Source organism: Ruminiclostridium josui JCM 17888, from assembly GCF_000526495.1.
Taxonomy (GTDB): domain Bacteria; phylum Bacillota; class Clostridia; order Acetivibrionales; family DSM-1351; genus Ruminiclostridium; species Ruminiclostridium josui.
In genome coordinates this window covers 3297811-3311513 of the sequence record NZ_JAGE01000001.1, presented here as the reverse complement: position 1 = coordinate 3311513, position 13703 = coordinate 3297811, and the positions used below count along the sequence as shown (strand labels likewise).

The 13703-nt window shown below is 34.7% G+C and carries 13 protein-coding genes and 1 pseudogene; 1 reads left to right on the top strand and 13 read right to left on the bottom strand.

All coding sequences use genetic code 11. From position 1 onward, the window contains the following. Window positions 1-341 precede the first annotated feature (341 nt). Both K412_RS0115015 and K412_RS22565 read right to left on the bottom strand, forming a co-directional pair. On the bottom strand, window positions 342-1544 hold the full coding sequence (locus tag K412_RS0115015) for a hypothetical protein (RefSeq protein WP_024833863.1): 1203 nt from the start codon (window positions 1542-1544) through the stop codon (window positions 342-344). A 70-nt stretch (window positions 1545-1614) separates the two neighbouring features. Next, a complete protein-coding gene (locus K412_RS22565; protein WP_024833862.1) occupies window positions 1615-2256 on the bottom strand; it encodes a hypothetical protein in 642 nt (213 codons plus the stop codon). Between the two features lie 415 nt (window positions 2257-2671). On the opposite strand from K412_RS22565, the gene K412_RS0115005 reads away from it, so the two are divergent. After that, window positions 2672-3961 carry an IS110 family RNA-guided transposase gene (locus tag K412_RS0115005; RefSeq protein WP_024832178.1) on the top strand — a complete coding sequence of 430 codons (1290 nt, stop codon included), beginning with the start codon at window positions 2672-2674 and terminating at the stop codon, window positions 3959-3961. A 292-nt stretch (window positions 3962-4253) separates the two neighbouring features. On the opposite strand, the gene K412_RS0115000 is transcribed toward K412_RS0115005, so the two are convergent. The 11 genes and pseudogenes from K412_RS0115000 to K412_RS23070 all read right to left on the bottom strand — a co-directional run bounded on the left by K412_RS0115000 (window position 4254) and on the right by K412_RS23070 (window position 12860). Beyond that, window positions 4254-4652, bottom strand: a complete 399-nt coding sequence (locus K412_RS0115000) for an ASCH domain-containing protein (protein WP_024833861.1) — start codon at window positions 4650-4652, stop codon at window positions 4254-4256. Next, on the bottom strand, window positions 4630-5682 hold the full coding sequence (locus K412_RS0114995; RefSeq protein WP_024833860.1) for an acetyltransferase: 1053 nt from the start codon (window positions 5680-5682) through the stop codon (window positions 4630-4632). The genes K412_RS0115000 and K412_RS0114995 overlap by 23 nt, the downstream gene beginning before the upstream one ends. Then, a complete protein-coding gene (locus K412_RS0114990; protein ID WP_024833859.1) occupies window positions 5651-6226 on the bottom strand; it encodes an ATP-binding protein in 576 nt (191 codons plus the stop codon). The genes K412_RS0114995 and K412_RS0114990 overlap by 32 nt, the downstream gene beginning before the upstream one ends. Before the next feature lie 305 nt (window positions 6227-6531). After that, window positions 6532-6990, bottom strand: a complete 459-nt coding sequence (locus K412_RS0114980; RefSeq protein ID WP_024833858.1) for a DUF6364 family protein — start codon at window positions 6988-6990, stop codon at window positions 6532-6534. 466 nt (window positions 6991-7456) lie between these two features. Beyond that, window positions 7457-8479 (bottom strand): DUF3991 domain-containing protein, encoded by a 1023-nt coding sequence (locus K412_RS0114970; RefSeq protein ID WP_024833857.1) that lies wholly within the window; start codon window positions 8477-8479, stop codon window positions 7457-7459. Between the two features lie 8 nt (window positions 8480-8487). Continuing rightward, complete coding sequence (locus tag K412_RS0114965; RefSeq protein ID WP_242835634.1) at window positions 8488-9087, bottom strand: ankyrin repeat domain-containing protein; 600 nt, start codon at window positions 9085-9087, stop codon at window positions 8488-8490. Window positions 9088-9121: 34 nt separating this feature from the next. Then, window positions 9122-9190, bottom strand: a pseudogene (locus tag K412_RS21930) (ParA family protein); the annotation flags it as partial. Window positions 9191-9325: 135 nt separating this feature from the next. Continuing rightward, a complete protein-coding gene (locus K412_RS22560) occupies window positions 9326-9499 on the bottom strand; it encodes a hypothetical protein (protein WP_173585624.1) in 174 nt (57 codons plus the stop codon). 343 nt (window positions 9500-9842) lie between these two features. After that, window positions 9843-10475: a hypothetical protein gene (locus K412_RS21435; protein ID WP_024833855.1), complete on the bottom strand. Its 633-nt coding sequence runs from the start codon at window positions 10473-10475 to the stop codon at window positions 9843-9845. A 326-nt stretch (window positions 10476-10801) separates the two neighbouring features. Then, the gene (locus tag K412_RS0114945; RefSeq protein ID WP_024833854.1) at window positions 10802-11068 is read right to left on the bottom strand and encodes a hypothetical protein; all 267 of its coding nucleotides are present in this window, start codon (window positions 11066-11068) and stop codon (window positions 10802-10804) included. 1477 nt (window positions 11069-12545) lie between these two features. Further along, a complete protein-coding gene (locus K412_RS23070; RefSeq protein ID WP_422784877.1) occupies window positions 12546-12860 on the bottom strand; it encodes a TnpV protein in 315 nt (104 codons plus the stop codon). Between the last annotated feature and the right edge of the window lie 843 nt (window positions 12861-13703).

Here is a 13703-nt window from a genome sequence, read left to right as displayed (position 1 = left end):
TGTGTGTATCGTTATTTGAAAATGCTACAAGTTATAGTATTATAAACACAAACTTTTTCGAAGATTTTTCTGCAATTCTCTATTTTTTAGGTTATTTAATAGTAGTATTATTTGGACTACTTACTATAATAACTGCAATAGGAGAAGTGCTTAAAAATAAAGTTAAAAAATAAGTGAAAGGTTCAGTCATGACCACCCGTAGCAGGTGGTTAATTATTTCGCATGGCTCATTTCTCTTCCGAGAAACTCGCCTCATGCTCAACAGGCTAAAGCCCATAATAGAAAAGGGGTTTAATATCCGACAATTTGGATATTAAGCCCCTTTTCACATATTAAAAGTATTACCAGCTTATCCCACTTATTCTATCTGGTAAACATGTTAATTTACATGTAAAATCAACCGCAGTAACTGGCGATGTTGTCCATGAATCGACAGTATAGATATTCCTTAATGCAAATAAAGCAGAAGTTGTACTTTGTGGTACGTAAGCGGTGATTCCTGGTTCAAATGTGAAAGTACTGTGTCTTGCATCACCTAGGCTATCAAATTCCGCCGTCCAATTTGGTGTCCATTTGTCTGGAACGTTTGCAGTAATATCTACATCTGTATTATTTTTTGTCCAGCTAAAACCTGGTGCACTATCGATACCTACACTAACGGTATATGTACTTGTATCAATAGCATTATATGGACCATATTTGTAAATCATGCTGTCAGTTTGTGGAGTAGATAAATACATTTGAGTAACCATTTTTTCACTTACCCACTTAGAATCATATCCTTGTGTAGTTAATGCCTCACCTGGAGTACATGTTATATAAGAGTGAATACTGTAGTAGTCTCTACTATTTGTATCTTGTAGAGTTTGTACCTCATAAGAAATCTGCATGTATCCATAAGGGGAACCTGCCTTGCTATTACCATAAGTTCCTATTGATTTCCAACTTGAAGCAGCCATGGCTGTTATAGTAGGATTAATATCTTTAATTATTTTATTCTTGTCTTTCTTCAAACGCGGTTTTACTATTTCCTTTATTACTCTTTTTACTTCTTTTATACTATCTTCTTTAGAATAATTTTTTGCGACTGATATGTCTTGAATATTAAACTTATTGTCTTCTCCAATATAAAATATTCTAGCAACGGTTTTTAAATTTTCATCTTTTTCAGATTCAACAGTAATCGGATACTCAATTTCATTATCTATTCTCAAACCGGTACCATCATAATTATATAATGCAAAAAGTTTACCCTTTCCCAGTAGTTTTTGTATTTTACTCTTGTTATTCTTTATATCGCTAAAATTTTCTTGTGTAATAATCATATCGCTATTGAAATCCATAGTCTGACCTTTTACAATATTTAACGAAGATTCGGATAATGCCTTGAACGTATCACCTAATTGTGAATCATTAGAAAAAACAGTGATGGATAAATAATCCGATTCAGAGTTTACTGCAAATGTAGTTGGAATACCTGAAAAACATATGCACAAAGCAAGTACCATAGTAAAAATTTTAAAAGTTGCTTTTGTTTTTTTCATAGTTTAATCTCCCTTTTATGTATAATAATTTAATTTATGTAATATTATGGTGCCATATTATAATAATTTATCAATAGAAAGAATTCGACATAATATTTAATTCATTTTTCATCTTAGGAATTTTATATCCCTTTCCTTTTCCTACTTTTCCAATAAAAATATCAACCGGATGCTCCCTATTTCTATTCTTATAATCAACAATATCTATTGTCACAAGTTCACCGTTTGCATTTCCATTCCCCACGTAATACCCCTGTTCCGAATCATCAGATATGTAATTAAGTAGGCTTTTTATATCAATTGATTCTTTTTTACAGTTAGTCCCTTTCATTTCTATTCTACTTTTTATATCCAAGTTTTCTTCAAGCACTGACAGAAGGCTATTCATAATTCTTTTTTGTAAAAAGTAGTCATAGTGTAATAATGAATATGTTTCATTACAAGCTCGTTGATATAGTCTGTCAACTAATGCTTGCCTTACAGGATCAATATACGTCAAATATGAGAAATATCCAAAGTCAGTGCTGGCACAATATTTTCTATCCGGTCTACACTTTTTGTACTCATTGTAGAACTTTACTAAAGCTTCTCTTGCCTCAAGATTCTTTGCCTCTGTACACTTATTTGACCAATCACTATTCCCGTCCAATATTTTAGTCAAAAGCCTATATTTTTTTAAATAATAACCGCTCCATTTATCTATTCTCTTCATTTTTAATTCACTTCCTTGTACAATTATTTTGTATTAAATCAGTGACCAAAGCCACTGTTCGACCCATTAAAAGTCATAGTTAACATAACACTTCAAATTTTATTCTTTTCCAAACATCAAGCACATCATCCGGCTTCACATCTTAGCCATTATGCCAGCGTTTGTTGGCCTGAACTTTGACAATCATGTATAATATCTTCCGGACTTGGAAGGTGTGTGTTTCACCTCCTGGGACGGACCTTGGCGGGCCGATTACCCGTATGAAAGAGTATTTTTCCATTCCGGTAAGTCTACATGATTTGGCTGGTTGAGGCCAGCTTTTTAGCTGGTTCCTCGTGTCACATGCAAGGTTGTTTGCTTACATGAGAAGGAATGGAGGCTTTTAAGTCCATTAATTTTTTAAGGAGGCATTTTGATGAATTTCAGACCTATTGCAGGAATCGATGTAGGTAAATTCTTCAGTGAGATGGCAATTCTTTCTCCATCCAATGAAGTGATTGCCCGCATGAAGATCCACCATGATTCCAGTTCTGACGTTGAAAGAGTCGTTGAATTACTGAAAAAAACGGAAAAGGACTTTGATTCTAGGCCTTTCGTCGTCATGGAATCCACCGGGCACTATCACAAAATCCTTTTCCATTCACTTTGTAAAGCTGGATTGGAGGTCTCCATCATAAACCCCATCCAGACTGATTCTATCAAAAATATTGGAATCAGAAAAGTGAAAAATGATAAAGCTGATGCCCGGAAAATTGCCCTGCTATACAGATTTCAGGAGCTTAAAACTACTAATATCCCCGATGAGGATATTGAATGCCTGCGAAGTCTTTGCCGACAGTACTACAAGCTCTCTGACGAACTTACTGCCTACAAAAACAGGCTTACGGGTATTGTTGACCAACTCATGTTAAACTTCAAGGATGTATTCCCCAACATCTTTTCAAAGGCTGCTCTTGCAGTATTGGAGAAATATCCTACGCCTGCGCATATTCTTAAAGCGAACAGGAACAAGTTGATTGCACTGATCCAGAAGAATTCTCGCAGAAGCCTTAAGTGGTCAACTGCAAAGTATAATCTTTTGGTCTCCAAAGCCAGAGAGTTTGCGCCTTTGACTGTTCATAATTCCTCGAACATTGCTATGCTGGGTGTCTACATATCCATGATCAGAACTCTGGAAGATAACTTGGCGAAGGTCCTAAAAACCATTCATCTATTGATCGCTGAAGATATGGCAAAGGATATGCCCATGCTAGCATTAACTCTTGAACTTTTTCAGAGCCTGCCAGGTATTGGCCTTCTTACTGCTGCCACCATTCTAGCAGAAATCGGCGATTTTTCCGCTTTCTCTAAGCCGGGAAAACTGGTTGCTTACTTTGGCATTGACCCCTCTGTGATGCAATCCGGAGAATTTACCGGCACACGGAATAAAATGTCCAAGAGAGGTTCCAGGCTACTTCGCAGGGTTCTTTTTACAACTGCTCTTGCCAATATCCGAACTAAGCGGAATAAAGAGGCTTGCAACCCTGTATTACTTGAATTCTACAAGCAAAAATGCCAGAGTAAACCTAAGAAGGTAGCTTTGGGAGCAGTTATGCGTAAGATCATCATTTACATCTTTGCTGTTCTAAGGGACAGAAAACCGTACCAGTTACGCAGTCCTCAGGAACATGCTCAGATATTAGCAGCAAAGCATATAGCAGCTTAGCAGTACCTGCACTTGATGTTTAGTTTTCAAGGATCAGTATTTCATTTTAGACCAGCTATTTTATGTCTACTTCGCAAAGGTGGTCTTGTTGTTATGCATTTTTTCTATGTCAGGAGTTTTCAAAAATTCATAAAGCTTTTTCTTAAAAACTCTTGACTTTAATTAGCTGGTCTTAAATTATAATTTTTTAGTTATAATTCTTGTTTAGCTTTCTTTTCATAAATCTTTTCATAATAAAAAAACACGCAATCACTAGAGATTACGCGTTTCTTATATTGATTCGTATAAATTTTTACGTATCCAAAAGAGCTTCCTGTCTTTTATCAAAATACCTGTAAGATTGAGGTGCAACGAAATTATCAAATATCTCATATGGATTAATTGGTTTATCATACATATGGAAGTCTTTTATTTTTATAGCATAGGCTTCATCCCGGCCTTTAAAGTAGCTGTTAAAAAACTCCTTTGATATACCTGCATATTTTTCAGTTACTTCCCATAAATCATCAGGTGACTTAGAAATTATATCCTCAACCTTAAATTCACCGACTATTTTTCCTACTGGCCTACAAGCATAAATTACAACACTATCAACATCCTGTTTAAAAATCCTTCTCCTATATTCAAATCGTTTTCTACCTCTTGCCATTTCCTGTACAAAATCTGGTTTAATCGATAATAAAACCTTCATTTACCTCGCCGCCTATTAAAATATTTTGGAATTGCTCATCAGTTATCTTAAAAAATCCCCAATATATATCTCTGTCGAACATTAGTTCTTCTATCATTTTATGCCTATTAATTTTTTTAGTCAAGGCGATATTATATGTCATTTTTATAACCGTACAACCACCTTTGTTGTACCAGTACTTTAAATCTCTTTTGTCAAAAACACTATATTTACTTGCATACTTATAAAAATGATTAAAATCTTTAAATTCATTCTGTTCTCTGACTTCTTCAACAACGCAAATTGATGTAACAACCGATTTATATTCTGCTTGCCCAGGTTCCGGGGATGTCCTATAAATAATTAGTATGTCTCCATACTTTAATTTATTCACATCTCTCATACTGCAAACATAAATTTTATGTATTGAGTTGGTATATGAAACATCAGTAAGAATGTCCATTTTTTCTGTTCGTAAAATTGAATCCGGGAACATTATGGAATGATATTGAGGATAGATACTTAATACATATTTATCTCGTTTTTCTGGTTTTATAAGCGGATAATCAATATTTACATCACCTGTGATTTTACTTAAATTTTTCAAGAGGACAATTTCTTTTCCATTTGGCGTTTCCTTTACGCCATACTCTAAAAAGCCATAATTTTGGAATAGTTTAATTAGTGTAGTTTGTTTCCCAAATACAGTTACGTAGCAAAAACTTGCATTATTAATGATTGCATAATCTAATGATTTTTTTATGAATCTCTCGCCCAGTCGTGTTCCATGAGGATTTATTTTAAATGTTCCAATTTTAAGTACATTTTTAGCTTCTATTGATGGTGTTATATCATCAACGGTATCATGCTCCATCTTAAAGTATAGAAATCCTTCGATATTATTTTCATCATCATACTTGATATATGCCTTGCTATTTCCTTTACGTATAAACCAATCTTCAAATTCCTCGTAATCCGCCTTAAGTGAATCAAAAAACCTATCATTTAAATCTATCTCATTAAATTTTAAGAGTTGCAAATTGTCGCTCATCAAACTTATCCTTTCCTAAATTATTGTTAAGGTAATCCAAAATAGTATCAATATTATCTTTTTGAATATCATACGTTAAATGATTTACGTGAAGCTTTTTGGCTACATCTTTTGAATAATTAAGTTCAGAATCTTGAAAATCACTAATGAAATTTTCAGTGTATTGAGAATTATCTCTTAAATTAAGGCGATTTTTAATGATATTAGGCTCACCAACCAAGGTAATAATAGCGATTATATTTAACTGTTCGAATGTACTATACGGAATCCTTTTTATGTTTTGATTACTATCTAGCAAACAGAAATGTCCATCTAATACTAAACATATATTCTCAGGTACATTTTCTTCTATTGCGGTAATTAAAACATCTTGGTTTTTATTAATATTGGGGACTCGTTTATTAATATCTGTTTGATCCTTTTGGAATATTCTTATTAATTCACTTGCCGAATATATATTTAGATGCGTCTTTTCTTTCAATAATTCACATAAATAACTTTTACCAACACCATGAATCCCACCTATAAATACAACTTTTCGCATGCAACACCCCCCTCAATGTCAATAGAACCACAAATAATTATACAATATACTTGCATATATGTAAATTTATTGTAATTGTAAGTTTACTATATCTCAAGCGGATTAATTCTCTTACACTGATGTTCAGTCACTCCTTCTTTCATCAGCGCAGTATATTCAACCTCTGGATCAACTACTATCACCTTGCACCCATCGGATTTTTTTCATATATTCTCCTACAGTTGTCACATACCCAACTCCCAGTGAATTTTTTTTGTTTTCTGTTTCCACAGTCTCACTCTCCTGTTCCCTTAAAAATAATGGCCTTACTTCACCCTCCTACTATCCTTACCCACTTCATCAGCCTGGCTCAAATATTGGTCTATCTCTACATCCTTCTTCTTCATATACTCAACTCCAAGCCGTAAACTTCTGTTAATCATCTCATAGAAAGCTTCCTGATCCTCGTCACTTATCAGCTGAATAAGTCTCAAATTTGAATACATAGTTCCAGCTGATGCTTTTCCTATTTTCATAAGCATTTTTACTATTCTGTTTATTTGCGGTTCCAGTACTTCCTTCAGCTCTTTGTGAATGATTTCTGTAATAAAATCAATGTCCCTTTTATAGCCGTCAACTGTTAGACCCTTTTCAACAAACTCTCTGACTATATCTGAAACGGATATACCTCTGACAGCTGCAAGCTTTTTCATATCTTCAATACTTTTGGCTTTAAACCTAATTGACCTTTTGAGTTCCTCCGGGTTAGTTTTCTTTTTAGTCACTTTGCACCTCCTGACAAAACAAAAGTCGTAGCATTATGCCACAGCAACACAGTTACCTTCTCTTATTTATTTATTTAATTTTTTTGTTAATTTCAAACTTTATATATTCCTATTCTAAACCACATATTACTCCAACCTCTAAAACCCTTACTACATCAACATTACACCTTTTCTGCCACCCCTTTGCCACCCATATATTACATCGTCACCCGTTGCCAACTCTGTTGGCAAGCTGTATACCGTCGGGTGTGTCACCCGACTATTCCTGCCGTACATACCCGCCCCAAAAAGGTGCGGTTTTCTGTACGGAAATCGGGGGATTCTCCCCCATGCCCCCTGTTTTTTCAGAGCAAAACTCTGAAAAAGGATACTGAAAAAAGAAATATTTTTGAGTAATTTTCATGTTCACCTCAATATTTTAAGAAGGCTGCCGGAAATCTCATTATCCAACAGCCTTCCATCTTGTTTATAAAGCTGCCTCAAGTTCTTCATTGCTTCCCATAAGAAGCTGCAAACGGTCTTCTTCATGTCTGTTCGCTAAGTCCTGCTGTACAAGTCGTATATTCAGCAGATCCTCATTCCAATCCTTCGCAAGAGGTTTTTCTATAGTTGTGTTGTAACCTAGTTTTGCATATTTCTCTGCATACTTATTAGCTGCTTCTTGTCCCCAGTTTGGTGCAGGTTTTCCGTTAGAGAACTTTGCCTCATCATCATTATCCAATGCAAAGGTTATATTTTTTATTTCCGGATGTCGCTTTAAGTAACAAGCCAATGCATTATCAGATAGACAGCCTAGTGCTATCCTGTGTTCCTTTTTCCATTCCATACCAAGACTTTTATATATACTTGCATGACTTATTGCATCTATTGCAGCTTCGTATACTGTGAGGCTGTCTCCTTTACCTTCCATTTCAAAGCAATAGTTCATATTACTTCCCGGAACAATTCCTTTGAATGATAAGCCGGTTACTGTTCCACGCTGAAAGGCCTGCCTTGCTTCACCATTTTCATCATAACCTACAAATACAATATTGTGATGAGGTAGGCTTTCATATATTTTTTTCTTGTAAACAAGATCGGTTACTATATCCTTATCCAGCCCGCGGGTTTTTATAAGGTATGCAAACAATCTCTTGTACGGACTGGCTTTATCCGGAAGTTTGAATTCTACCTGCTTTTTTTCTACAGGTTTATGCTGTTTCAAGCTCGCTTTTTGAGTTTGTTGGATTTCTCCGTCACCTACAAGGTATTTCATAGAATCTACCCAACTCATATTTTCAATAAACATTAAGAACTGTATTGGGCCACCTCCACGTTCAGCAGCCCAGCAATAGAATGAGTTTTTGGTATCGTCGATATACAGGCCTCCATGATTCTTGATATGATAGTTTGAACCACGTTTTTCCGGATTATATCCAAGCTGCTTTGCTAATTCGTATATGCTGACGTGATTCGCTTGATAAATTTGATCATCTGTAAATCGTTTCATCTATCGTATCACTCCCAACTACTATCAAATCCATCATACACACCATATTCACCAACGACTTCATCTTCTGGTGTCTCCTGTACTGACTGCAATTTATTGTCTAGTTCATTTTCAGTTATTCCACTGTGTTTACATAGCTCTTGTAAGAAATGAATATTTGGTCTTACATCTTTTATTTGACTGATATAGTTTGTAAGGTAATTGATATCTGCCCCATAGTTTATTAGGACTTTTGCTGCCTCAAGCTTGTTGGTTTCATAGCATGTATAGAGGGCTTCACCATTGTTTGAATTAACATCAGCTCCTCGGCTAATAAGTGTATGCATTGCATCAGCATCCTTATGCTGTGCTGCATAATAGAAAAGTGCCGGTGCATGTTCATCTATGTTTCGGCATTTCATAAGACCTGAATTGAGTAGTCCATATTTTCCGGCTCGTATTAATTCTTTGAATATTACTGTATCATTTAAGGCTTTTGAACTTGACTTAATAAATTTTTCTGCATCTGCATCCGGTAAGGTGGTTAATGCATGACTGAGAAACCCTCTCATGGTATCAAACTGTGCTTCTCCATGTAGGTTTGCATCTGCATATTTGTATATACTCAATGCTGAATCAATGTTATTGTCTATTGCTGTTACAAATGTTTACAGCGGTTGTGGTTTTACCTACACCGCCTTTTTGATTTGCAATTGCAATTACTTTTCCCATTTTTGTTTTTCTCCTCTCATTATTCTGGAATAATTTTTTATAAAAAAATAACAGGCAATAAGCCTGTTTCTTTATGTATTGATTTAATTTCTATAGAAAACCGTACTCCTTACGGTGATTTCTCATCGACGGATACTATTTTTCTTTAATAAATTTGCTTGGTCCAAATATTATAACAACTGCTATAAGAATTATTATTATTGAATATACATTATCTGAGATTAAATGTGCCCTTTTTGAAACAAGTGTCATAATTAATAATACTGATAGAATAATTCTAATAATAAGAAGCTTTTTTTTATTTTCCATAAGTGATTTCTCCTTTCTATTAACAGTAAATACCTAGTTAATATATTTAATAATTTTAAAAAAAGAACACTAAAATCAATAGCTACTATAATAAGAATACTAGGTATTCAAATCATAGAATAAAAATATATGTATAGTCAAGTAAGATATCCTTCTCAACAAAACCGAAGATTTCATACTTGTTTTTCAAGTATACAAAGTTATCCCATTATGATATTTTATTTTTTAATTTTCCACTAGAAAATTGATCCATAGGATTTTTATTGTAAGAGAAAAAAATTGCAAATCCTGCTCAATAATATTAAGCAAGATTTACAATTATTATACACGGTGTATATTTGTTTTACTGCCATCCGTAAAATGTGCAAGCATTAAGTGGAACATCGATTGGTGATATAAAATTCCAACCTGCAAGCCATAAGTTGCAGTCAATAATTACTCCCCCTGGGCATAATGCCAATACAAATCCTACAGAAGCTATAATTTTGGTAACTACTGCTTCTGGTATCCATATCATTCCAAACCCAATACCATTTCCTAAATTATTTACCACTGTTTTGGATAAGTATATTCTTGCACCCCACCAATACATATCACATTTTGTTACTCCTTCATGATAAGTTGTTGCTGCAGCAAATGTATTGTTTGATTCTGCATTCGCTTCTTGTTTTTTGGGGTCAACTATCATAATAGAATCTTTATTTATTTTATTAATTATTTGATTATTTTTGTTAATATTAAATTCTAATTTATCATACTCACTATCTGATAATTCTTTTTTTGCAATATTATCAATAGAGAACTGACCATTTTTTAATGAGACATACTGATTAAATTTGCTTATTTCTTTTTGTGTTAATATGTACTTTTGTTGCGAGGTTGTATCACTTTGAAGTGATTTAGCGGAAACAGCTGAGGTAAACGATAATAAAACTGTAAAAACTAATAAAATTGCTAAAAAACGATTTTTTTTCATATAAGTCCTCCTAAGGTGAAATATAGTTTTTTAATGAAAAATTGTAAATATTTACTAAGTTATGTTACCAGTTAATTTCTTAACTATCAACTGGCAGTATATTGATATTTAGCAAATACTCCAGATTATACGAAGTTGACTTACAATATCTGCCAATTGCTTATTCTTATTTTAATTTCTTTTTTGGCTACGTAACGTAACCATTTGATATGAGAAATCCTTGCAAAAGAGGTCTTATGTTCGACAAACATCGCTTTTCAGTCCTTTGATTTTGACATCCTAATACTCAAATATCCATAAATTTTCCTCACCCTTTCCTAAATTATTTACATCTCCATTTCCTGCTCTTCTTCATCAGAGACTACATACGAAGCATTTATTGCTACCTCTTTGTCTTCAATTGATGCCTCATCTCCCAAAACTTCATCCTGTTTGTTTAAATCAAGCTCAATGTTTAGTTCTGCCTGACGTGCTAATTTTGTCTTGTATTCTTCCTCGTAACGCCACGGTTTTTCATATTCTGCCTTTGCTGTTTCAAAGTCCTGGTTAAGTTGTTCCAACTGATTACAACATCTTTGCAATGTCGGTTCCATTCCTTCCAGTGCATTGTCTATACGTGTGATATTCCCGATGGGATTCCCACCAAGCTCAATTGTGTACTGATATTTGCCTGTAATATGTAGATTAAACCCGCTCAGAAACTCATTGTATTCAAGCTTTAAATCAAAACCTTTGTAGGTTCCGACACTTATGTATAGTTTTTGACTTCCGGCTCTGCAGGGATATATTCTTCTTCCTGATTTTCTTTTCCGGTATCATTTGTATCTATCCTTGCATGTAGTTTTTCAACTACTCTGTCAAGTACTTCTACTAAATTGAAATTGTCCTCTGCAACAAGGCTTGTATATTTTCCGTCACTTCCAAACATTCTTTTATCAAAAATCATTTTCCCAAGGAGCATATCAGGATTATCCAGATAATACTGATTTACAGGTACTCCGTCATCAGTCTGTCCCAGTCCTGTCCAAGCCGGTTCTTCATCTAAAATAATTGCGTGCTCACGCTTCTGAAGAAAAATGATATCTGTTGTTACATCTGTATTTGCTATCTGCCTGAAGGCATTGTTTGGAAGCCTTATTGCTCCTATCAGTTCGGCACGTTCCGCAATGTATCTTCTGAAAGAACCGTTTGCCTTATCCAGCGTTCCTTTGCTGGTTATATATGCTATAATTCCACCGGGACGAACCTTGTCCAATGTCTTTGCAAAGAAGTAATCGTGTATGTTAAGGTTGAGCTTGTCATATCTTTTATCATGGAGCTTATAGTCTCCAAAAGGTACATTTCCTACTGCAATATCAAAGAAATTATCCGGATAGTCTGCATCTTCAAACCCCTGAATCCTTATATCAGCCTTTTGGTAAAGCTGCTTTGATATTCTACCCGATATGCTGTCCAGTTCTACGCCATATAACTTGGACTTATTAGAAACATCTTCAGGAATTAAAGAATAAAATAATCCAGTACCCATAGAGGGTTCAAGGATGTTACCTCCTTTAAAGCCAAACCTGTTTAAGGCTTTGTATATAGCTTTGATTACTTGTGAATCTGTATAATGGGCATTGGGCGTAGATGCTCTTGCACTGATATATTCCTCATCAGTAAGAAGTTCTTTTAATTCCTGGTACTCCCTTTCCCAGCCTTTAGTTTCAGCATTAAATACCTGTGATAATCCACCCCATCCAGTGTATCGAATAAGAATACTTTGTTCTTGGCTTGTTGCAAGACGGTTTTCCTTTTCGATATCCTTGAGCAGCTTAATTGCTTCGACATTGGCTTTATATTTTGTCTTTTGACCACCAGCACCAATATCATCTGAAGGATTATAAGTATAATTTATTCTAGTTTTATTTGAAGCAATATTAAAAGTTATGTTTTCACTTTCTACATCTTTCTTAGACCGCTCAGATTCTTCATCTTTAATAAATTCCAAAAGCGTTTGCTGTTTTTGAGGCAAAATAATAGAGCCACCATTTTCTGATGACTCTTTAACTTCGTCACTTTTATTATCCTTTATCTCGGAACTCTGACTACTTCCTTCATTACTATTTCCTGAGCCGTTTCCCTGATCCAGTTGTTGTATCTGGCCAACTCGGTAAAATCCTCCGTCTGAGGTATCGGGTGTTTCTTCTTCAGTTCTTGTTGAACCTTGTCCATCATTTCCAATGCCTGATTGTCTATCTGATAAATTGTACTGAACCACGTACCCTGTATTTTCAATTCTTGTACTCTTTTGGGGTAGTTCTGCACTAGGTATTTCACTGCCTCCGCTGCGAATATCCCTTCCGGTATTTTGTCCAACTCCCGATTCTCGTCCGGTGATATCATAGGATATAATATCCCGTCTGCTCCCTCCCGATAATCTGTTTTGGATATCGGTTCCTGTTTCTTTATTTCCCTTGCTTCTTTGCTCATAGCTTCCTGCATTTCTTCCGGTGTCTCCGGATACTCCACCAATCCAATTCCTTCTATGTATTTGGCTCTCATTTCTATTTATCTCCTTATTTTCATAAATTCGTGCCGGCTTTTCCAAAAGTCTTAAAACCTGTTTGCTTATTTCACATATTATTGAAGCATACTCAGTTGCTTGGCCTATGTCAATCTGTTTCAAAATATCCTCAAAATGAAATTTTCCTTCAGTATCAAACTTAAGCCTGCTGAACACAGAATATACAACACTTTGTTGTACAAAGTAATCAAAGTATTCTCCCGGGTACTCATGTTTGTCTAAAAACTCAGTACATAAACTTTCTACAAAGCCCTCAAAATCCCTTTCTTTTTCTACACCTAAATATTCCATAACGAAACTTTGTGCTGCATCTGTTTTTATTGTGTAGCTTTTAATTCTACTTGTATAGTTACCGTGTGTATCTGATATATCAAATAAATACCGTACACCTTTACTATTAGCATCATAAACCTTAATTGCCCTGCTACCACGATTTATCCATCTTCCTACTCTTTTATTCCATGTATCCATATCTGCAACAATAGTTGCATCAGGTCTTTGATTGTAAATAAGGACAGTTTCGTAAAAACCATACTTGAATAACTGTCCTGAGAAACCTAGAAACTTTTTCCACTCGCTGTCACTCCTCGTAATCTGCTTCATAGTTTCATTAAACATTGTTTTGAAACTAAGCATTTTCCTAAAAATCCTTTCTGTATTAA

Bases quoted from the DNA above. Each gene is read 5' to 3' on its own strand.
- K412_RS0115015 (WP_024833863.1), bottom strand. From the start codon at position 1,544: ATGAAAAAAACAAAAGCAACTTTTAAAATTTTTACTATGGTACTTGCT.
- K412_RS22565 (WP_024833862.1), bottom strand. From the start codon at position 2,256: ATGAAGAGAATAGATAAATGGAGCGGTTATTATTTAAAAAAATATAGG.
- K412_RS0115005 (WP_024832178.1), top strand. From the start codon at position 2,672: ATGAATTTCAGACCTATTGCAGGAATCGATGTAGGTAAATTCTTCAGT.
- K412_RS0115000 (WP_024833861.1), bottom strand. From the start codon at position 4,652: ATGAAGGTTTTATTATCGATTAAACCAGATTTTGTACAGGAAATGGCA.
- K412_RS0114995 (WP_024833860.1), bottom strand. From the start codon at position 5,682: ATGAGCGACAATTTGCAACTCTTAAAATTTAATGAGATAGATTTAAAT.
- K412_RS0114990 (WP_024833859.1), bottom strand. From the start codon at position 6,226: ATGCGAAAAGTTGTATTTATAGGTGGGATTCATGGTGTTGGTAAAAGT.
- K412_RS0114970 (WP_024833857.1), bottom strand. From the start codon at position 8,479: ATGAAACGATTTACAGATGATCAAATTTATCAAGCGAATCACGTCAGC.
- K412_RS22560 (WP_173585624.1), bottom strand. From the start codon at position 9,499: ATGGAAAATAAAAAAAAGCTTCTTATTATTAGAATTATTCTATCAGTA.
- K412_RS21435 (WP_024833855.1), bottom strand. From the start codon at position 10,475: ATGAAAAAAAATCGTTTTTTAGCAATTTTATTAGTTTTTACAGTTTTA.
- K412_RS0114945 (WP_024833854.1), bottom strand. From the start codon at position 11,068: ATGGAACCGACATTGCAAAGATGTTGTAATCAGTTGGAACAACTTAAC.
- K412_RS23070 (WP_422784877.1), bottom strand. From the start codon at position 12,860: ATGATATCACCGGACGAGAATCGGGAGTTGGACAAAATACCGGAAGGG.